Genomic DNA, 19576 nt, shown 5'->3' with positions numbered 1-19576 from the left:
TTCCAGTCAACCCCAATCCCTCTGATCAAAACCGTTTTCTACAAGGATCGATGATGAGTTTGCTCGATGTGCCCGCAGGCAAGAGCCTGCCCGACGATTTCAATGTGGTCATTGAAATCCCGGCCCACGCTCCCCCGGTGAAGTACGAAGTCGACAAGAGCAGCGGCGCGCTGTTCGTCGACCGTTTCATGTCCACGGCCATGCACTATCCGTGCAACTACGGCTACATCCCGCAGACCCTGTCGGAAGACGGCGACCCGGTCGATGTCCTGGTGGTCACCACGATTCCCCTGGTGCATGGCTGCGTGGTGCGCTGCCGCCCCGTCGGCATGCTGAAAATGACCGACGAAGCCGGCGTGGATGCCAAGCTCATCGCCGTGCCGGTCGACAAGCTGCTGCCGCAATACCGCAACATCCAGAAGCCCGAAGATCTGCCGCCCGAGTTGCTCAAGCAGATCGAGCACTTCTTCAACCATTACAAGGATCTTGAAGCCGGTAAGTGGGTCAAGACCGAGGGTTGGGCGGGTGTGGATGCCGCGCGCGCCGAGATCACCGCGAGCGCCGCGCGCTATACGGCCCAATAATCGCCGCGTTGCCGCGACAAAGGCCGCCGGAACTCCGGCGGCCTTTGTCGTTTGTAGACCCTGACCTCAGACCATCTTGTCGCGCAGCCGGGTCAGCAGCGAAGACGTATCGAGTCGGCCGCCTCCGGCCGCCTGGACGTCGGCATAGAACTGATCGACCAGCGCCAGAAGCGGCAGGCGTGCGCCGTTGTGGCGGGCTTCGTCGAGGCACAGGCCGAAGTCTTTGCGCATCAAGTCGACGGCGAAGCCGAAGTCGTAGCGTCCTTCGATCATGGTGGGGCCGCGGTTGTCCATCTGCCAGCTCTGCGCGGCGCCTTTGCCGATCACCTGCAGCACCGTGTTCAGATCCAGCCCGGCGCGTTCGCCAAAGGCGAGGGCTTCCGACAGGCTCTGGACCACGCCGGCGATGGCGATCTGGTTGACCATCTTGCAGAGCTGTCCGGCGCCGTGCCCGCCCAGGCGGGTCACTGCGCGCGCATAAGCCTTGACGACGGGCTGCGCGCGCTCGAACGCGGCGGCATCGCCTCCGCACATTACCGTGAGCGCGCCGTTCTGGGCGCCAGCCTGCCCGCCGGACACCGGGGCGTCGAGGAAGAACAGGCCGCGTTCGTGCGCCTCGGCGCCCAGTTCGCGTGCGACGTCAGCCGAAGTCGTGGTGTGATCGACGAAGACCGCGCCGGGTGCCATGCCGGCCAAGGCGCCTTCCGCGCCCAGGGTCACGCTGCGCAGGTCGTCGTCATTGCCGACGCAGGAGAACACGAAGTCGGCACCCGCTGCAGCCGCGCGGGGCGTTGGGGCCGCACGGCCCCCGTTGCGGCGCACCCAGTCCTGCGCCTTGCTAGCCGTGCGGTTGTAGACGGTGACGCGATGCCCGGCGCGGGCCAGGTGACCGGCCATCGGGTCGCCCATGACACCGAGGCCGAGAAAGGCAACGGCGTACGAGGGAAGGTCGGTGATCGTGGATGTGCTCATGGGGGGTGAAAGTTCTTGTGAAATCAGAGTAGCCAGAAACACGCCATGGCGACCGCCGTGGGCAGCAGGGCAGCGCCCAGCAGCCCCAGGGGATGCACGGCGCCGCCGTCGAAACGGCCACGCAGCAGGGCGATGCCTGCGGGATTGGGGGCGTTGGCAATGACCGTGAGGCCGCCGCCGCTCACAGCGCCTGCCACCAGGGCGTATTTGAACTCGGGGCTCAGACCCTGCACCAGCGAACCGAGGTAGGTCAGCGCGGCGTTGTCGGTGATGGCCGTGAGCGCGGTGGCGCCGAAGAACACCGCGGTGGCGTCCATGCGGGTGAGCAAGGGCTGCAGCCACCACTGCTGCAACCCGCCCAGCACCACCAATCCGCCCAGGAAGAAGCCCACCAGCATGCCCTCCTTGAGCATGAGCGGGTCTTGGTAGCGGACGTAGGCGGTGGTGAATCCGAGGAAAAACAGCAGCAGGGGAATGAAGACGACGGGGTGATGGGCAAACACCACGACGCCGGCCAGGAACAGAACGTGCACGGCGATGACGCTCAGCGGCGCACGCAGCGGTGCCGCTGCCTGGCCCTGCGCCGGTGGCGTGCGCTCCAGCGCGGTCAGCTCTCGCCGGAACAACAGTGTGGCGCCCAGGGCGTTGAGCGTGACCGCGATCGCCGCCTTCCAGCCGAACTGGGTGAGCATGAAGCCCAGATTCCATTGCCAGGTGGACGCCACCATCAAGACCGGCGGTGCGGCGAAATGGGTCAAGGTGCCGCCGATGGAGACGTTGACGAACAGTACGCCGAGGGTGACGTATTTCAGCCGCGACGATACCGCCGCGCCGAACACCCGCTCGCGCAGCAGCAAGGCCGCCAGGGTCATGGCCGCGGGTTCCGTGATGAACGAGCCCAGCAACGGCACCAGGATGAGCACCAGCAGATAGAACATCAGCTCGCCGCGAAGGGGTACGACACGGGCAAACCCGTTCACCACATCACTGGCGGCCTGAAGAATGGGCCGCGTGCCTGCGATGACCATGATGGTGAAGACGAACAACGGCTCGGTGAAATTGCGCGAGTCGAGGTAGGCCACGGCCTCGTGCTGCCCCAGGCTGAAGAACAGAAACACCATCAGCACCATGGCCCAGAAGCCGAACACCACTTCGACTTCGCCGAGCAGGTGCCACAGCCCGGCATGCGCCGTCTGCCGGTGCGCCAGGCTTTCGAAGAACTTGGTCGAAAAAGTGTGCAGCACGGCCACGGCAAAGAGCGCGGCGCCGAGATACTGTAGGGAAGCGGGCAGGGTGTCGGTCATGGGGATCTGGGGAGAGGGTCCCTGCTGACAGGTGGCCTCATGGTATCGGCTGGCGTGGCGGCGTGCCCCGATGCGGAGCCATAATGCCGATCATCCGATCAACCGCGAGGTCTTGATGTCCGTCACCGCATCGTCCGTCTGGAAAGGGCTGCGCCGTGTGCTGCTCAGCCTGCCGGTGCTCATCGTGGCGGGGCTCTTCGTGTTTTACGTCGCCTTCGGCTACCTTGCGGTGGGGCCGCTGGCCGAGCACTTTCTGCCCAGGCTGGCGCAGTCCAAGCTCGACAGCAGGGCCACGGTAGGCAAGGTGGCGTTCGATCCTCTGCAACTGAATCTGACGGTGGACGCTCTGCAGTTGAGCACGCCGCAAGGTGTGCCGCTGGCGGGCTTTCGTCAATTGTTCGTGGACTTCGCCCCGGTGAGCCTGTTCAAGTGGGCATGGACGTTTCACCAGATCCGCATCGACCGGCCCGAGGTGAACGTGGCGATTGCCAAGGGCGGCGCCATGAACTGGGATGGCCTGGTTCGGGCTCTGCAGCGCGGTCCTCAACCGGCCCAGGAGTCCGACTCCTTGCCGCGCGTGCTGATCGAGCGGCTGCAGATCGCGGGGGGCATGGTGCGTTATGCCGACGACGATCGTCCTCACCCTTATGCCACCCGGCTGACGCCGCTGAATGTGCAGGTCAACGACCTCTCCACCCTGCCCAGGGCGCGGGGGCAATATGCCGTCAGCCTGCAGTTGCCGGAGCAGCAGGCCACGCTGCGCTGGAAGGGCTACGTCGGCATCAATCCGCTGGTATCTGGCGGGCAGGCCGAGCTCACCGGGCTGGATCTGGCGGCGGCGGCGCGGGCGATTCCCGGCTTCTCCGATCATGTGCAGATCATGGCGGGCCGGGCTTCCGTGCAGGCCGCCTACAGCGCGGTGCTGGGCGACGAGAGCCTGCATTGGGCAGTCAATGATCTCGGCGCCCAGATCCAGGGCCTGGAGGCCAAGACCGCGGCAGCCCAGGTGAAGTGGCAGGATCTGCGGCTGGAGCAGGGCAAGATGGATGGCTCCGAGCGCACCGCGCAGGTGCGGTCGCTGGCGCTGAACGGGTTGAGCGCCGTCGCCGGCGCCGAGCGGCTGGGCCTGCAATCGGCGCAACTGCAGGGCGCGCAACTGAATTGGGGCCGTCAGCAGCTGGGCTTCGGGCCGTTGCGTCTGCAAGGCATCGAAGGGCAGATCGGCCAGGCCGCGATGCAGGCAGGCAGCCTGCAGACCCAGCCCGGCTCGGCCGACCTGGCCAAGCTTTCGGTGCAACTGCCCCAGGTGATCCTGCAGGACACCCGGCTGCAGCCTACGCAGGATCGGTCCACGCCGTGGCTGAGCTTGCCCACGCTCGAAGTGAACGCCGTGCAGGCCGATCTGCGGCAGCACCGCCTGCTGATGGGCGCCGTCCAGCTCGATGCCGCGCGCGTGCAGCTCGCACGGCTGGCGAATGGTCAGATCGATCTGCTTCAGGCGCTGAGTGCCGGGGCGCCGCAGAACCGGCCGCAGCCCGAGGGCCAGCGCGCCGTTGCAACCCCGCAGGCGCCGGCCGCCGCGCCCGCCTGGACCGTCGATATCCAGCGCGTGGCGACCCGGGTGCAGGCGCTGGACTACACCGATCAGAGCTTCAAAACGCCCCTGCAACTTCGTCTGAGCGACCTCAATCTCGATGCCGCGGCGCAGGTGGCGCTGCCCGCGGGGCGTCCGGTTCAGGCACAGGCCAAGGATCTCAAGCTGCAGATCGGCGCGATGCAGCTCGACAGCGCCCGTCAGACCCTGGCCCGATGGAAGCGCCTGCAGCTCGATCCCAGCCAGATCAGCGTTCGCGATGCGGGCATGCCGAGCGTGCATGCCGGCGCGCTGCAGGTGGACGGCTTGCACGCGCTGGTGGCGCTGAACCCGGACGGTTTGAACTGGGCGCAGGCGTTTCAGCCGGCGGCCGGGGGCGCCGCGCGCGCCGAGCCGGTCGCGGCCAGCCCTGCGTCCAGACCGCCGGACGTGCATCTCAAGAGCCTGGACCTGCGCGACTTCTCGGCCCAGATCGACGAGCACACCGGGGGCGCGCCGATCAGGCTGGAGGTGATCGGCGGTCAGGCCGGTGCCCGCAACCTCAGTCTGGATCTGCGCAAGTCCGTGCCGGTGCACCTGCGTTTTGCGCTGAAACAGGGCGGGCAGTTCAAGGCCAGCGGGCAGGTGGCCCCGCAGCCGCTGAGCGGCGCCCTGCAAGTCCAGCTCCAGCAGCTCACGCTGACGCCTTTCGGTGGCCTGCTGGCGCCCTATGTGCGGCTTGTGCTCACCAGTGGCACGGCATCGGCGGACGGTACGGTGAAGATTCGCCCGGGCAGTCACGGCGTGCCGCAGGTGGCCTATGACGGTGGCGCGCAGGTGGACAACCTGGCCCTGGTCGATCCCGACGGACGCACGCCCTTTCTGGGCTGGCGCAAACTGGCGGCCACCGGGCTGCATGTCGATTCCGCGCCGCTGGCGGTGCAGATGACGGCGCTGCAGGCGGTGGAACCCTATGGCCGCATCGTCATCAATCCCAACCGCACGCTCAACGTGCAGGCCATTCTGCTGACACGCAAGCCCGTGTCCGGTCCGCCGCCGTCCTCGCCGGGAGAGGCCGACAAGCCGCTGCCCCTGGCGCTGCGCATCGACCGAACGGCCATCGTCAACGCCGACGTGGATTTCACCGACCAGTCCATCAAGCCCGATTTCCGGGTGCGCATGCAAAAACTCTCCGGGGTGATCAACGGCCTGTCGGACGCCCCCGACAGCAGCGCCCAGATTGAGCTCGATGGTCAGGTCAATGACTATGGGCAGGCCAGGGTGCGCGGCCATCTGCAACCCTTCCGCGCGACAAACGACACCGATGTCACCCTGCGTTTTCGCAACCTCGACATGGCGTCGATCTCGCCCTATTCGGGCAAGTTCGCCGGGCGCGCCATCGAGTCGGGGCGGCTCGACGCGAAGCTCGAATACAAGATCCAGAAGGCGCAGATGCAGGGCAGCAACGCGTTCACCATCACCCGCCTCAAGCTCGGCCCGCATGTCGACAGCCCAAGCGCGGTGAATCTGCCGCTCGACCTGGCCATCGCCGTTCTCGAAAACAGCGACGGTGTCATCGACCTCGACCTGCCGGTGCATGGCGACCTGAACAACCCCCAGTTCAGCTACGGCGGCATCATCTGGCACGCCATCGTCAACGTCCTGACCAAGATCGTCACCGCGCCGTTCCGCGCCCTGGGCGCCCTGTTCGGGGGTACGGACGACGGCACGCCGCAGGACGTGCATTTCGCCTCCGGCAGCGCCGTGCTCGCTCCGCCGGAGCGCGAGAAGCTGCTGCATATCGGCGAGGCCCTGGTCAAGCGTCCCCGGCTGGAACTGCAGGTGCCGCCCACGTTCAACGCCCAGCGCGACACGGCCGCGCTGCAGGAAGCCGCAGTCCGCCGCCAGGTGTTGGCCAAACTGGGCGTGACCGTTCCGCCCGATGCCCGCCCAGGGCCGCTCGACCTGGGCAATGCCCGCACCCGCAACGCCATCAACGCCCTCTATCTCGATCAGCATCCCACCAGCGCGCTCGACGCCCTGAAAAAGTCATTGCCCGAGGACGCCGGGAGCGAGCACGGCCTGCTGCGCGCCATGCTGGCCCAGCTTGCCAAGTCCGTGGCGATTCCTCAGTCGACCCTCGACGCACTGGCGCAGGCACGGGCCAAGGCCGTGTTCGCGGCGCTGACCACGGGCACCAAGGCGCTGCCGGTGGCGCGCGTGCATCTGGGCGCCGCCCTCCAGGCCGACGACAAGGCCAAGGAAAAAGGCGTGACGCTGACCCTCGGTCTGAGCGCGGGGCAGGGCGGCGCGAGCGCGCCGGCCGCCGCAGCGGCACCACCGGCTGCGGCCTCGGCGGCCGCGAATGCAGCTCAAGGCAAGTAGGTGACCGGCCGCATCGCGAGAAACCGTTCCAGCGCCGGCGGGCGGTAATCCGCCAGGGCCGAGTGCCGACTGAGCGTGGAGGTGTGCACGCCTTCGTGGCCGGCGGGGTTGGCGATGCCGGGCTGACGTTCGCGCTCGCCCAGCAGCCGGTAGAACAACGTCATGCTGCTGCCCATCGGCGCTGCGGGTTCGCCATGGGGCGGCAGCAAGGCCGGATCGAGCGCCAGGCCGCAGCGCTGGGCGCGGTCGGCCATCCAGAGCAGGGCGCTGTCGGACAGGCCGGTGAGGGGCAGGCCCCCGCCGACGTCGCTGTGCACCCCGGGAAACCAGGCCTGCTCCACGACCTGATCGGTGGCGTGGCTCTGCGTCTGCCACAGCGTAGGGATGAAGGGTTTGCGCCGCTCGTCGAGCGCGAGCGCCTGATAGCCGTAGCGCACATGACTGCTCAGCGCCACGTCGTGAAATTCGTAGAGCGATTTGGTCCAGAAGCGCAGCGGCGTGACCGGAATGCCCAGGGCCCCCACCGTGTCCCACACGCCGATGAGTTCGATGGGCACATCCGGCCAGGCATAGGCTTCGCGAAAGGCCTTGGACTGCGGCGCATCGGGATGGCTGTCGGGCGTGCGGTCGCGGTAGAGCGCGTAGGCCTCGTCGATGCGATCGACGAACTGCGGGCGCAGGATGCCGCAATTGCGGATCAGCCCGCCCACGCTGCGCACGGTGTAGGCGCCCCGGCTGAAGCCAAACAGATAGATCGCGTCGCCAGGGTGGTAGTTCTGCACCAGAAACAGGTAGAGCTCGCGAATATGGGCCGAGATCCCCATGCCGAAGGCTCCGCCGGTGACCTTGTCCCACAAGCCGCCTTGTTCGCCCAGGCCCTTCTGATAGAACACGATCTGGGCGGTCCCATGACCGTCGTCCCCGGCGACGGCCACCGAGAGTTTCACCACATTGGTCGGCGTGGCGATGCTGCCGTCGCTCTGATCGGGCTTGCTCCAGGTGCCATCGGCAAACAGGGCGATGCGTTTCATGGTGAGGGTTGCGCGCTTCAACAAGGGGACAGCTCGAATGATGAGGCGCCCACCGCGGCTTGCCCACCCCCAAACCCGGTGCCGCGCAGGGCTTGGATTGCGGGGGATAGACTAAGGCAACGCGGAACAAGTCGTTCGCGCGTCGCGCGCCCTGGTCGCGGGCGGTCTGCGGCGTTGCAAATCCTCCCGCGGCCAGGCCCGCGCCATCACGAGAACTTGTTCAGCGTCGCCCAAGACCAAGAATCCGGCTTCCGAACCCGACCCCATGCCGATATCCGTCTCCCCCTCCATCGAGCAGCCTCTCAGCGAGATGCAGCGCATCGTGGATGCTGCCATCACCTCGCGACGCTCCATCCGCCACTTTTTGCCGACCCCGGTGCCGCGCGAGACGGTCGAGTCCATCCTGCAAGTGGCATCGCGCGCGCCCTCCGGCACCAACACCCAGCCCTGGCAGGTGCACGTTCTCACGGGTGCGGCCAAGGCGCGGCTGTCGGCCCGCATCATGACGGCCTACGACGACCCGGTGCAGGCCGCACAACACACCGAGGAATACGCCTACTACCCCCGCGAATGGCGCTCGCCCTACATCGACCGGCGCCGCAAGGTCGGCTGGGATCTGTATGGTCTGCTGGGCATTGCCAAAGGCGACAAGGCCGCCATGCACGCCCAGCACGGGCGCAATTACCGGTTCTTCGAGGCGCCGGTCGGCTTGATCTTCACCATCGACCGGGTGATGGAGCAGGGCAGCTGGCTCGACTACGGCATGTTCCTGCAGGCCATCATGGTGGCCGCTCGCGGACGGGGGCTCGACACCTGCCCCCAGGCGGCGTTCACCGCGTTTCACCGCCTAATCGAAGACGAACTCCAGCTCGACGTCGCCACGCAGCAGGTCGTCTGCGGCATGGCCCTGGGCTGGGCCGACCCGGAGGCCGTCGAGAACACCCTGGTGACCGAACGCGCGCCGGTGTCCGACTTCGCCCGCTTCCTCGACCGATGAGCGCTTCGCACGGCCGTTCCGAAGGCGCGCTCCTCCCTCCCGCGGGGAGGATGTCGCGCAGCGACAGAAGGGTCGTCGGATGAACGTACTGGCCTGGATCGGCGAAACCCGCATCGCGCAGGCGGTGCAGGAGGGCAAGCTCGATCACCTGCCCGGCGCCGGTCGCCCGCTCGACCTCACGGCGCGCGACGCCGCGCTCGAAGCCCAGGCACGGCTGGGCCTGGAACTGCTCGACCGCGCCCGCCGGGCGCAGACCGAGACCGGGCAGGATCGCCGCGAACGGGCCGCGCTGCGTCTGCTCTGGGCCAAGGCGCTCGAACGTCACGGGCGCAACCCATCGAAACCATGATCATCGAATCTCTGCTCGACACCGACCTCTACAAATTCACCATGATGCAGGTGGTCCTGCATCACTTTCCCGGCGCCCAGGCCGAGTACCGCTTCAAATGCCGCACCCCCGGGGTCGATCTGGTGTCGTGCCTGGGCGAGATCAACGCCGAACTCGACGCCCTCTGCACCCTGCAGTTCAAGCCCGAGGAACTCGACTACCTGCGCAGCCTGCGCTTCATCAAGAGCGATTTCGTCGATTTCCTCGCGCTGTTCCGGCTGAACCGCCAGCGCATCCGCGCCACGCCCGCGGCAGACCCGGCGGCGAGGGCGCGCGGCGAGATCGACATCGCCATCCAAGGCCCCTGGCTTCACACCATCTTGTTCGAAGTGCCGGTGCTGGCCATCGTCGGCGAGATCCATGCCCGCCATGCCCATGCCGACGCCGATCTGCAGGCGGGCCTGCAGCGCATCGACGACAAGATCGCCATGCTCCGCACGCCCGAACTGCAGGACTGCCGCATCGCCGATTACGGCACCCGTCGCCGCTACTCGCGGCGCTGGCAGGCGCAGGTGCTCGGGCGCCTGCGCAGCGGCCTCGGGCCGCAGCTCGCGGGAACGAGCAACGTCCTGCTGGCCAAGGACATGGGACTCCTACCCCTGGGCACCATGGCGCACGAGTATCTGCAAGCCTGCCAGGCGCTGGGCCCGCGCTTGCGCGACACCCAGGTCTTCGCCTTCGAGATGTGGGCCAAGGAATACCGCGGCGATCTGGGCATCGCCCTGGCCGATGTCTATGGTCTGCAGGCCTTTCTGCGCGACTTCGACCTGTATTTCTGCAAGCTGTTCGACGGCGCCCGGCACGACTCGGGCGATCCGTTCTCGTGGGGCGAGCAGATGATCGCGCACTACGCGAAGCACCGCGTCGACCCACGCACCAAGACCCTGGTCTTCAGCGACATGCTCACCATTCCCAAGGTCATCGCGCTTTACCGGCAGTTTCATGCGCGCGTGGGCCTGGCCTTCGGCATCGGCACCAACCTGATGCACGACCTCGGCTTCGAGGCGCCGCAGATGGTGCTCAAGATGACCCGCTGCAACGGTCAGCCCGTGGCCAAGGTCAGCGACGCGCCGGGCAAGAATATGTGCGACGACCCGGCGTATCTGGCCTATCTGCGCGAAGTCTTCCAGATCCCGGCAAGTCAGCTGGTCGAGCACGATGCCGAAGATGGTTGAACCCAGATGTCCAATAGGCGCATGTCTGTTTGACAGATTCCGTTTCACGGACGATCATTGTTCATGATCCACAGCTTCACATGTGCTGATACCCAGGCTTTGTTCCAGAGCCAGCCAGTCGCCAGGTTTCGGAACATCGAGCGCGTCGCGCGCCGCAAACTGCTGCAGTTGCACGCTGCCACCGAACTGGGCAGTCTGCGCGTCCCGCCTGGAAATTCGCTTGAGGCCCTCAAAGGAAATCGCAAGGGACAGCACAGTATCCGCATCAACGATCAATGGCGGCTTTGCTTTGTCTGGCGGCAAAACGGTGCGCATCAGGTCGAAATCGTGGACTATCACTGAACGCGGAGAATCGAAATGACGACTTTTCTGGAAGAAATCCATCCAGGTGAAATCCTGTTGGAAGAGTTCATGCGTCCCATGGGTTTGACCATTCAGCGGCTGGCAGCGGACATCGACGTTTCACCCAGCCGGATCAGTGATATCGTGCATGGCAAACGGCCGATCACTGCAGACACCGCGTTGCGTCTTGGGCTTTACTTCTCGATGGAGCCGCTCTTCTGGCTGAATCTGCAATCGGAATACGACATGCGCATCACCACGAAAGAACTCAAGGACAAACTCGTTTCCAGGGTGCGTGTGTTCCAACCGTCGGCCGCCTGACGGCGCGCACCAAGGCAGACCTGAAGGTTTGCAGCGCTTTGGACCGCAGAGGTCTGAGGTCAACTCATTGAATGACTCGAATTGATGAACACCGACACCGCCCGCGCCGCGATCCTGGCGCAGATTCGTGCCCGTCAGGGGCGACCCGCCGCGCAGCACGCCATGGAGGTGGCTGATGTCGAGGTCGACATCGGCCGCCATGTGCGCGGGCCGCAACCTGCCCTCGGTGACCGGGCCGACCGAATCGCCCGTTTCACCGCGCAGGCGCAGGCGCTGCAGACCCGCGTTGCCAGGGTGGCAAGCGCCCAGGATGTGCCTGCGGCCGTCGCGGCCTATCTGCATGAACAGGCCTTGCCGTTGAACGGCGTGGCCTGGGACACGCTGGCCGCGCACCCTTGGGCCGAAGCCGGGCTAACGCTGGAATACCGCCCCCCGCGTGACGAAGACAAGCTCGGTCTCACCGGCTGCTTTTGCGCGGTTGCTGAAACGGGCTCGCTGGTGCTGGCGAGTTCGCCCGCCACGCCGTCGTCCACGCATCTGTTACCCGAGACGCATATCGCCATCGTGCCGGCCAGCCGCATCGTTCCTGCACTGGAAGACGCCTACGCGCTGCTCCGGGCCGAGCTGGGCGAATTGCCGCGCGCGCTGTCCACCGTGTCCGGGCCTTCGCGCACCGGCGACATCGAGCAGACCATCGTGCTGGGCGCACACGGGCCGTATCGCGTGCATGTGGTGATCGTCGATGCGGATTGACGCAGTGCGGTACCGCATCGTTGATCATGCCGTGCGCAGCGGTGCCGTGGCGTTGCTCGGTTTGCTGCCCTTGAGCGCGTTCGCCGCCACCGACGGCGGCCCCGACCCGGCCACGCTCTCGCTCTCGCTGTGGTGGGGGCTGCCTTTTGCGGCCATGCTGTTGTCCATCGCGCTCATGCCGCTGGTCGCGGGGCGGGCATGGCATCACCATCAGGGCAAGATCGCCGCGGGCTGGGCTGCGTTGTTTCTCGTGCCCTTCGCCGCCAGTTTCGGCGTGCAGGCCACCTGGAACGCCGCGCTGCACACGCTGCTGCACGAGTACCTGCCTTTCGTCATCTTGCTCACCGCGCTCTACACCGTCAGTGGCGGCATTGCGGTGCGTGGCAATCTGCACGGCAGTCCGGGGCAGAACACGGTGCTGCTGGCCATCGGCACGGTGCTCGCCAGCATCATGGGCACCACCGGGGCGGCCATGCTCATGGTGCGCCCGGTCCTCCGCGCCAACGACGCCCGAAGGCACAACGCCCATGTGCTGGTGTTTTTCATCTTCCTGGTGGCCAATGCCGGCGGCGCGCTCACCCCGCTGGGCGATCCGCCCCTGTTCCTGGGCTTCCTCAAAGGCGTGGACTTCTTCTGGACGCTCAGGCACCTGCTGGCGCCCACGGTCTTGCTCTGCGTGTTGCTGCTCGGCATGTTTTACGCCCTGGATCGGTGGTTCTGGAGCAAGGAGACAGAGCGCAAGCGGGTCGATCCCACCCCGGACAGCCCGCTGGGCATTCTCGGTGCCTGGAACGTGCTGTGGCTGATCGTCATCGTCGCCGCGGTGCTGCACAGCGGCATCTGGAAGCCCGGGGTCACCGTGCAGATTCTGGGCCAGAGCCTGGATCTGCAGAATCTCACGCGGGACGCGGTGCTCGTCCTCGTGGCCCTGCTGTCGCTGGCGACCACGCCGCGACAGGCGCGCCATGAGAATGCGTTCACCTGGGGGCCGATGATCGAGGTGGGCAAGCTGTTTCTGGGCATCTTCCTCACCATCATCCCGGTCATCGCCATACTGCGGGCGGGCAGCGGCGGGGCGCTGGCCGGGCTGGTGAAGCTGACGTCGGACGCTCAGGGCCAGCCCATCGCAGTTGCGTATTTCTGGCTCACCGGGGCACTGTCGTCCTTCCTTGATAACGCGCCGACCTATCTGGTGTTCTTCAATCTGGCGGGGGGCGATGCAGCGCAGCTCATGGCCCACGTCACCACGCTGATGGCCATTTCGGCGGGGGCGGTGTTCATGGGCGCGGTCACCTACATCGGCAATGCGCCCAATTTCATGGTCAAGGCCATCGCCGAGCATCGTGGCGTGCGCATGCCTTCGTTCTTCGGCTACATGGGCTGGTCGTTCGCCATCCTCATGCCCTGTTTTCTCATCCTGACCTGGGTGTTCTTCCGATGAGCCCTTCCTCACAGGGCGGGCACGACGGCCCGCTGCGCGTGCTGGTGGCGCGGGCGGTGTTTCCCGACATCATCGAGCCGCTGCGCGACGTGGCCGAGGTGGACACCACGCCCGACGACGCCATCTCGACCCCCGAGACGCTGCGCAGGCGTCTGGCCGACAAGCACGGCGCCTTCATCACCGGCAGCGAACGCATCGATGCCGCCTTGCTCGATGCCTGCCCGCAGCTCCGGGTCGTGAGCACCATGACCGTCGGCGTCGATCACATCGACCTGGCCGCCTGCGCCGAGCGTGGCGTGACCGTCACCCACGCGCCCGACGTGCTCACCGAGACCACCGCCGACTTCGGCTTCACCCTGCTGCTGGCCGCGGCCCGCCAGGTGGGCGACGCCGAGCGCTACCTGCGCGCGGGACACTGGGCCAAGTGGAGCGTCGATCTGTTCGCCGGTGCCGATGTCTTCGGCGCCACCCTGGGCATCGTGGGCATGGGGCGCATCGGCCAGGCCATCGCGCGCCGCGCCGCGCTGGGCTTCAACATGCGGGTGCTTTATCACAACCGCAGACGGCTGGCCCCGTCCATCGAGGAGGCTTTGCACGCCAGCTATCGCGATCTCCCCGATCTGCTGCGCGAGAGCCGCCATGTGCTGCTGGCCTTGCCCTATAGTCCGGCGGCCTATCACCTGATCGGCGCGGCCGAGCTGGCGCAGATGCAGCCCGGCGCCACCCTGGTCAACGTGGCGCGAGGCGGCGTGATCGACGAAGCCGCCCTGGCGCAGGCGCTGCACAGCGGCCATCTCGGCGCCGCCGGGCTCGACGTCTTCGAGGGCGAGCCCGCGGTCAACCCCGTGCTGCTGCGGGCACCGCGCGTCGTACTCACGCCGCATATCGCCAGCAGCAGTCTTCCCACCCGGCGGGCCATGGCCCAGCTTGCGGTGGACAATCTTCTCGCGGTCTTGCAGGGCAGGCCGCCCATCACCCCCGTTTCGGGCTGAACGCTTATGTCGATGGATGGACTGTTGCTGTTACTCATGGCGCTGCTGCTGCTCGTGATGCTCGGTTTGGGCTGGGCGCTGCTGGCGCGGCTGCGCGGCCTGGCCGAGCTTCGCCGCGAGATCGGCGCCGAAGTGGCGCCGCAACTCGAACGCCTGGAGCGCGAACTGCGCGGCGCGGTGCAGGCCAGTGGCCAAGGCCTGCGCACCGAGCAGGCAGGGCAGCTGGCGCAGTTCCAGCAGATGCTGCTCAACCAGCAGGGCGAGAGCACTCGCACGCAGAACGCCCAGCTCGACGCCGTTGCGCTGCAGCTCCAGAGCCTGCAGAAGGCGGTGGGCGACACCCTGGTGCAGCAGGTCGGCCACCTCACCCAGACCAACACCCAGAGCCTGCAGACGCTGCAGGCCCAGCTCGTCGAGCGGCTCGAAGCCCTGCGCCGCACCACCGACCAGCGCCTGATCGAGGCGCGCCAGAGCGGTGAGCAGGGCCAGACCGCCATGCGCGAGTCCCTTGAGTCGCGGCTTACCGAACTGCGTCAGTCGACCGACAAGAATCTGGCCGAGATGCGCGGCACGGTCGAGCTGCGCCTGCGCGAGCTGCAGGCCGACAACGAGAAAAAACTCGAACAGATGCGCGCCACCGTGGACGAGAAGCTGCACGCCACGCTGGAGCAGCGCCTGGGCGAGAGCTTCAAGCAGGTGGCCGAACGGCTGGAGCTGGTACACCGCGGCCTGGGCGAGATGCAGACCCTGGCGCAGGGCGTGGGCGATCTGCAGCGGGTGTTCACCAATGTGAAATCGCGCGGCATCTTCGGCGAAATCCAGCTCGCCGGCCTCATCGAGCAGGTGTTCACACCCGAGCAGTACGGCGTGAACGTGGAAACCGTGCCCGGCAGCAACGCCCGGGTGGAATACGCCATCCGCCTGCCCGGCAAGGGCGATGGCCCGGTCTGGCTGCCGATCGACGCCAAGTTCCCCCGCGAAGACTATGAGCGCCTGCTCGACGCGCAGGAGCGCGCCGACAAGGCCGATGCGGAAACCGCCTCCAAGGCGCTGGAGATGCGTCTGCGCGACGAAGCGCGCACCATTCAGTCCAAGTACATTGCCGCGCCGCACACCAGTGACTTCGGCATTCTGTTCCTGCCCACCGAAGGGCTTTACGCCGAGGCGCTGCGCCGGCCGGGGCTGGTCGAAGCGCTGCAGCGCGAGCACCGCGTGATGCTCGCCGGGCCGACCACCCTGCTGGCCCTGCTCAACAGCCTGCACATGGGTTTCCGCACCCTGGCGCTGGAGCAGCGTTCCACCGAAGTCTGGAAGGTGCTCGGCGCCGTGAAAACCGAGTTCACCAAATTCGGCGACGTGCTCGCCAAGACCCGCAAAAAGCTCGACGAAGCCAGCAACACCATCGGCAGCGCCGAGGTGCGTACCCGCGCCATGGCCCGTCAGCTCAAGACCGTCGAGGCCTTGCCGGTCGATCAGACCCAAACCCTGCTGGGTTTGACCGAGGTCGACCCCGGCGAGGCCGAAGACCCGCTATAAATCCTTCATCGCCGCGCACCCTGTGCTGGTTCTTGGCCAGCGCCAGGCTCTCTCGGCTCGTTCCTCACCGCGCCCCAACGCGCGGTTTTTTCTCTTGTTGAAACACCATGCAAGCACAAGACATCAGCATCGACGTTCTGGCGGAAAAATACGCCAAGGGCAGTGAAACCAGCATCGAAGACATCCATGCCCGCGTAGCCCGCGCGCTCGCCGCGAAGGAGGCCGATCCGGCCCGTTGCGAGGCCCTGTTCCGCGAAGCGCTGGCCGAGGGCTTCGTGCCCGCCGGGCGCATCATGTCGGCGGCGGGCACCGACATTCAGGCCACGCTGATCAACTGCTTCGTCCAGCCCGTGGGCGATTCGGTGTCCGACGACAAGGACGGCAAGCCCAGCATCTACAAGGCCCTGGCGCAGGCCGCCGAAACCATGCGGCGCGGCGGCGGCGTGGGCTACGACTTTTCGCGCATCCGCCCGGTGGGCGCGCATGTCGGCGGCACCCACAGCCGCGCCAGCGGGCCGCTGTCGTTCATGCGCGTGTTCGACGCCTCGTGCGAAACGGTGGAATCGGCCGGCAGCCGCCGAGGCGCGCAGATGGGCGTGCTGCGCATCGACCATCCCGACATCGAGGCCTTCATCCACGCCAAGGACCAGGGCGCGTTCAAGAACTTCAACCTCTCGGTCGGCGTGAGCTCGGCCTTCATGCAGGCGGTCGAAAGCGATGCGCCCATCGATCTGGTGCACAAGGCCAGGCCGGGCGAAGACCAACTGGCCGAGGGCGCCGAGCGTGCATACCAGCGCTCCGACGGCGAGTGGGTGTACCGCAGCGTGCGTGCCCGCGATCTGTGGGATCAGATCATGCAGTCCACCTACGACCACGCCGAGCCGGGCATCCTGTTCCTCGACACGGCCAACCGCGACAACAACCTCTATTACTGCGAGACCTTCGAGGCGACCAATCCCTGCGCCGAAGAGTTTCTGCCCGACTACGGCTGCTGCTGCCTGGGTTCGATCAATCTCACCCGTTTCGTGCGCGACCCGTTCACGCCACAGGCGCGCTTCGATGTCGAGCGCTTTCAGGCCATTACGCGCATCGCCGTGCGCATGCTCGACAACGTGCTCGACGTCACCTACTGGCCGCTTCCCGAGCAGCTTGAAGAGGCGCAGAACAAGCGGCGCGTCGGCCTGGGCTTTCTCGGCCTGGGCGATACCTGCGTGATGCTGGGCCTGCGCTACGACAGCGAAGACGCCCGCCACTTTGCCGCCGACATGGCAGGCGCCCTGCGCGACGCCGCCTACGCCGCCTCGGTCGATCTCGCCCGCGAGAAGGGCGCATTCCCGCTGTTCGACGCGAAGAAATTTCTCGACAGCGGCTTCGCCAAGCGGCTGCCCCAAACCCTTCGCGCCGAGATGGCCGAGCATGGCATCCGTAATTCGCACCTGCTCGCCGTGGCGCCCACGGGCACCATCAGCCTGGCCTTTGCCGACAACGCCAGCAACGGCATCGAGCCCGCCTTCTCGTGGGTCTACACCCGCAAGAAGCGCATGGCCGACAACACCACCCGCGAGTACGAAGTCGCCGACCACGCCTGGCGCCTGTACCGCAGCATGGGCCACGACATGACCCAGTTGCCGCCCGCCTTCGTCACCGCGCTGGAGATGTCGGCCGCCGATCACATGAAGATGCTGCAGGTTGTGCAGCCCTTCATCGACACCAGCATCAGCAAGACCGTCAACGTGCCGGCCGACTACCCCTACGACGACTTCAAGGATCTGTACCTCCAGGCCTGGAAGGCCGGGCTCAAGGGTCTGGCCACCTACCGTCCCAACACCGTCCTGGGCGCCGTGCTGCAAACCGCGCCCACCGAGGTTGCCGCGTCCACACCGGCCTCGGTAGCCTCGCACGGCGCGAGCGACATCGACCCGCTGACCCGCCGCATCGAGGGCCGTCCCTCGGGCGATCTGCAGGCTGTCACCAGCAAGATCAGCTACATGACCCCCGAAGGGCAGAAGACCGTCTACCTCTCCGTCTCCTTCGCCGAGGTGGAAGGCCGTGTGAACGGCGAGGCCGTGCGCATCGAGCGGCCCATCGAGTTCTTCATGCCCGCGGGCCAGCGCGACGAGGGCCAGCAATGGATCGCCTCCAATATGCGGCTGCTGTCGCTGGTGGCGCGCTCGGGCGGCTCGATCGCCAAGAGCCTGCTGAACATGCGCGAAGTCGTGTGGGACAAAGGCCCGGTGCGTTGCGGCGAAGTCATCAAGTCAGACGGCAGCCGCGCGCCGCGTTTCCACCAGTCCGAGGTGGCGGCCATCGCCTACGCCCTGCAGGAACTGCTGCGCCGGCGCGGCTATCTCGATGCCTCGGGCCGCGAGCAATCGCTGCTCTCGCTGGCGCAGCGCGCCCACGTTCCCGAAGCCCTGCGTATCGACCTCGAATCAAACGACGCCTCGCCCGACCTGCTGCCCGGCGGGCGCATCTGCCCCGAATGCGGCGGCCCCTTCCTGCGCCGCGTCGATGGCTGCGACCGCTGCGAGAACTGCGGCTACATCGGGAGCTGCGGGTGAGGCATGAAGGGACGGAGATCGCTGCGAGCAGGGCTGCGAGACTGAGGCGGATGAACTGCGATGTTGATAAGAGGCTCGTGCGTGCAGTCGAATTTCGTCTGGCCGTCTGAGGGGCTCATTGGGAGCGTTGCGCAGAGCGGCGGTGGGGACTGCTTATCGGTCGTCACCACGGCCAAAGCTCTTTCGGTGCTGCCTAGGACTTACTCCTACGAGGCGTTGAAAATGCAGCCTAAAGTTGGCTGCTGACCCAAGTCCCACTTCACCCACGATCTGCTCCACCGATAGTTGGGTGCTTTCCAGTAGCTCCTGTGCACGCTGCACACGAATCCGCGTCAGCCACTGGGACGGCGACTCTCCGAAATGCTCCGTGAACCTCCTGTGCAGCGTTCGGGGACTACTGCGGGCACGATCTGCCAAGGATGTGATGGTTAGCGGCTGATTCAAGTTGGCCACTGCCCAGGCGATCAGGGGTTGTAGATCCCTGTCGAAAGTTCGTGGTGATGGAGGGATGAACTGAGCCTGCCCTCCTTCGCGCTGGAGCGGCATTACGGACAGCCTCGCTACCTGCGCGGCGACGGCTGCGCCGAAGTCAGATCGGATCATGTGCAGGCAGAGGTCGAGCCCTGCGGCAGCCCCTGCTGAGGTGAGAATCTGGCCGTTGTCGACGAAGAGCACCGCAGGATCCACGTTGACGGCGGGATACTTATGAGCCAACTCAGGCGCGGCCCGCCAGTGGGTGGTTGCACGCAAACCATTCAGCAGGCCCGCTTCGGCCAGCGCGAATGCACCTGTGCAAATCGAAGCAATCCGCTTCCCCTTTTGAGCAGCCTCACGCAGCACCTCCATGACCGCCGGTGTCAATGGCTTTTGAGGTAGCAAGACGCCCGGGACGATGACCGTGTCAGCGGTCTCCAGCTGTGTCAAGTCATGCTTGATGTGAATGCTGAACATGCCAGTATCCAGTTCGGTCTGCTCAGCACACACGGTCACTTGGTAGCAGGCCTTGCCAGTCGCGGTCGTCGCATAGCGAAAGGATTCGCAGGCTGTCGCAAGGTCGAATGACAACACGCCAGGTAGAGCAAGACACGCGATTCGGTGGGGCCTGAAGGAAGGGGCTCGGCTTGATTTCATGTGGAGTCATCGGGTCGATCTGTTGGTGATGCTGTTCGTTGCGGCCTGGCCGAAAACAGTCGAATATTGGCATTCAAGCCACTTTCCCAC

At 66.3% G+C, this 19576-nt stretch carries 16 protein-coding genes; 12 read left to right on the top strand and 4 right to left on the bottom strand.

The window, feature by feature from the left end; translation table 11 throughout:
- Positions 1-53 precede the first annotated feature (53 nt).
- Complete coding sequence (gene ppa / locus BVH73_RS02845) at positions 54-584, top strand: inorganic diphosphatase (protein ID WP_079420273.1); 531 nt, start codon at positions 54-56, stop codon at positions 582-584.
- 66 nt (positions 585-650) lie between these two features.
- Here the strand turns inward: ppa and BVH73_RS02840 are convergent, their stop codons facing one another.
- Positions 651-1556 (bottom strand): NAD(P)-dependent oxidoreductase, encoded by a 906-nt coding sequence (locus BVH73_RS02840; protein ID WP_079415910.1) that lies wholly within the window; start codon positions 1554-1556, stop codon positions 651-653.
- Positions 1557-1579: 23 nt separating this feature from the next.
- Positions 1580-2860, bottom strand: coding sequence for a putative Na+/H+ antiporter (locus BVH73_RS02835; RefSeq protein WP_079415908.1), 1281 nt, complete (start codon positions 2858-2860; stop codon positions 1580-1582).
- Between the two features lie 70 nt (positions 2861-2930).
- Between BVH73_RS02835 and BVH73_RS02830 the strand changes: the two genes are divergently transcribed.
- Positions 2931-6818, top strand: a complete 3888-nt coding sequence (locus BVH73_RS02830) for a DUF748 domain-containing protein (protein ID WP_245800394.1) — start codon at positions 2931-2933, stop codon at positions 6816-6818.
- On the opposite strand, the gene BVH73_RS02825 is transcribed toward BVH73_RS02830, so the two are convergent.
- The gene (locus BVH73_RS02825; RefSeq protein WP_079415906.1) at positions 6806-7849 is read right to left on the bottom strand and encodes a DUF2235 domain-containing protein; all 1044 of its coding nucleotides are present in this window, start codon (positions 7847-7849) and stop codon (positions 6806-6808) included. The two genes, BVH73_RS02830 and BVH73_RS02825, sit on opposite strands and share 13 nt — an antisense overlap.
- Before the next feature lie 265 nt (positions 7850-8114).
- Between BVH73_RS02825 and BVH73_RS02820 the strand changes: the two genes are divergently transcribed.
- The 10 genes from BVH73_RS02820 (at position 8115) to BVH73_RS02775 (ending at position 18355) form a co-directional block, all read left to right on the top strand.
- On the top strand, positions 8115-8846 hold the full coding sequence (locus BVH73_RS02820) for a nitroreductase (RefSeq protein WP_079415899.1): 732 nt from the start codon (positions 8115-8117) through the stop codon (positions 8844-8846).
- Positions 8847-8925: 79 nt separating this feature from the next.
- Positions 8926-9195: a DnaJ family domain-containing protein gene (locus BVH73_RS02815; RefSeq protein ID WP_079415897.1), complete on the top strand. Its 270-nt coding sequence runs from the start codon at positions 8926-8928 to the stop codon at positions 9193-9195.
- A complete protein-coding gene (pncB, locus tag BVH73_RS02810; RefSeq protein WP_079415895.1) occupies positions 9192-10409 on the top strand; it encodes a nicotinate phosphoribosyltransferase in 1218 nt (405 codons plus the stop codon). Before BVH73_RS02815 ends, pncB begins: the two co-directional genes overlap by 4 nt.
- A 63-nt stretch (positions 10410-10472) precedes the next feature.
- Positions 10473-10751, top strand: coding sequence for a type II toxin-antitoxin system RelE/ParE family toxin (locus BVH73_RS02805; RefSeq protein WP_079415893.1), 279 nt, complete (start codon positions 10473-10475; stop codon positions 10749-10751).
- Between the two features lie 15 nt (positions 10752-10766).
- The gene (locus BVH73_RS02800) at positions 10767-11072 is read left to right on the top strand and encodes a HigA family addiction module antitoxin (RefSeq protein WP_079415891.1); all 306 of its coding nucleotides are present in this window, start codon (positions 10767-10769) and stop codon (positions 11070-11072) included.
- An 84-nt stretch (positions 11073-11156) separates the two neighbouring features.
- Positions 11157-11825, top strand: coding sequence for a LutC/YkgG family protein (locus BVH73_RS02795; RefSeq protein ID WP_079415889.1), 669 nt, complete (start codon positions 11157-11159; stop codon positions 11823-11825).
- Positions 11815-13266, top strand: coding sequence for a sodium:proton antiporter (locus tag BVH73_RS02790; protein ID WP_079415887.1), 1452 nt, complete (start codon positions 11815-11817; stop codon positions 13264-13266). The genes BVH73_RS02795 and BVH73_RS02790 overlap by 11 nt, the downstream gene beginning before the upstream one ends.
- Entirely contained in the window at positions 13263-14258 is a 996-nt protein-coding gene (locus BVH73_RS02785; RefSeq protein ID WP_079415885.1) for a 2-hydroxyacid dehydrogenase, read from the top strand. Before BVH73_RS02790 ends, BVH73_RS02785 begins: the two co-directional genes overlap by 4 nt.
- A gap of 6 nt (positions 14259-14264) precedes the next feature.
- Positions 14265-15794, top strand: coding sequence for a DNA recombination protein RmuC (locus tag BVH73_RS02780; RefSeq protein ID WP_079415883.1), 1530 nt, complete (start codon positions 14265-14267; stop codon positions 15792-15794).
- A gap of 107 nt (positions 15795-15901) precedes the next feature.
- Entirely contained in the window at positions 15902-18355 is a 2454-nt protein-coding gene (locus BVH73_RS02775; RefSeq protein WP_079415881.1) for an adenosylcobalamin-dependent ribonucleoside-diphosphate reductase, read from the top strand.
- A gap of 153 nt (positions 18356-18508) precedes the next feature.
- Here BVH73_RS02775 and BVH73_RS02770 read toward each other — a convergent pair whose 3' ends face one another.
- Complete coding sequence (locus BVH73_RS02770) at positions 18509-19486, bottom strand: GlxA family transcriptional regulator (protein WP_079415879.1); 978 nt, start codon at positions 19484-19486, stop codon at positions 18509-18511.
- Positions 19487-19576: the final 90 nt, after the last annotated feature.

Origin of the sequence: Thiomonas intermedia, from assembly GCF_002028405.1 — a bacterium.
GTDB lineage: Bacteria > Pseudomonadota > Gammaproteobacteria > Burkholderiales > Burkholderiaceae_C > Thiomonas > Thiomonas intermedia.
Note: the sequence above shows the minus strand (reverse complement) of the source record. Positions and strands in the feature narration are given on the sequence as shown.

Bases quoted from the DNA above. Each gene is read 5' to 3' on its own strand.
- BVH73_RS02835 (WP_079415908.1), bottom strand. From the start codon at position 2,860: ATGACCGACACCCTGCCCGCTTCCCTACAGTATCTCGGCGCCGCGCTC.
- ppa (WP_079420273.1), top strand. From the start codon at position 54: ATGAGTTTGCTCGATGTGCCCGCAGGCAAGAGCCTGCCCGACGATTTC.
- BVH73_RS02830 (WP_245800394.1), top strand. From the start codon at position 2,931: ATGCGGAGCCATAATGCCGATCATCCGATCAACCGCGAGGTCTTGATG.
- BVH73_RS02820 (WP_079415899.1), top strand. From the start codon at position 8,115: ATGCCGATATCCGTCTCCCCCTCCATCGAGCAGCCTCTCAGCGAGATG.
- BVH73_RS02785 (WP_079415885.1), top strand. From the start codon at position 13,263: ATGAGCCCTTCCTCACAGGGCGGGCACGACGGCCCGCTGCGCGTGCTG.
- pncB (WP_079415895.1), top strand. From the start codon at position 9,192: ATGATCATCGAATCTCTGCTCGACACCGACCTCTACAAATTCACCATG.
- BVH73_RS02840 (WP_079415910.1), bottom strand. From the start codon at position 1,556: ATGAGCACATCCACGATCACCGACCTTCCCTCGTACGCCGTTGCCTTT.
- BVH73_RS02825 (WP_079415906.1), bottom strand. From the start codon at position 7,849: ATGAAACGCATCGCCCTGTTTGCCGATGGCACCTGGAGCAAGCCCGAT.
- BVH73_RS02780 (WP_079415883.1), top strand. From the start codon at position 14,265: ATGTCGATGGATGGACTGTTGCTGTTACTCATGGCGCTGCTGCTGCTC.
- BVH73_RS02775 (WP_079415881.1), top strand. From the start codon at position 15,902: ATGCAAGCACAAGACATCAGCATCGACGTTCTGGCGGAAAAATACGCC.
- BVH73_RS02790 (WP_079415887.1), top strand. From the start codon at position 11,815: ATGCGGATTGACGCAGTGCGGTACCGCATCGTTGATCATGCCGTGCGC.
- BVH73_RS02805 (WP_079415893.1), top strand. From the start codon at position 10,473: ATGATCCACAGCTTCACATGTGCTGATACCCAGGCTTTGTTCCAGAGC.
- BVH73_RS02795 (WP_079415889.1), top strand. From the start codon at position 11,157: ATGAACACCGACACCGCCCGCGCCGCGATCCTGGCGCAGATTCGTGCC.
- BVH73_RS02800 (WP_079415891.1), top strand. From the start codon at position 10,767: ATGACGACTTTTCTGGAAGAAATCCATCCAGGTGAAATCCTGTTGGAA.
- BVH73_RS02815 (WP_079415897.1), top strand. From the start codon at position 8,926: ATGAACGTACTGGCCTGGATCGGCGAAACCCGCATCGCGCAGGCGGTG.
- BVH73_RS02770 (WP_079415879.1), bottom strand. From the start codon at position 19,486: ATGAAATCAAGCCGAGCCCCTTCCTTCAGGCCCCACCGAATCGCGTGT.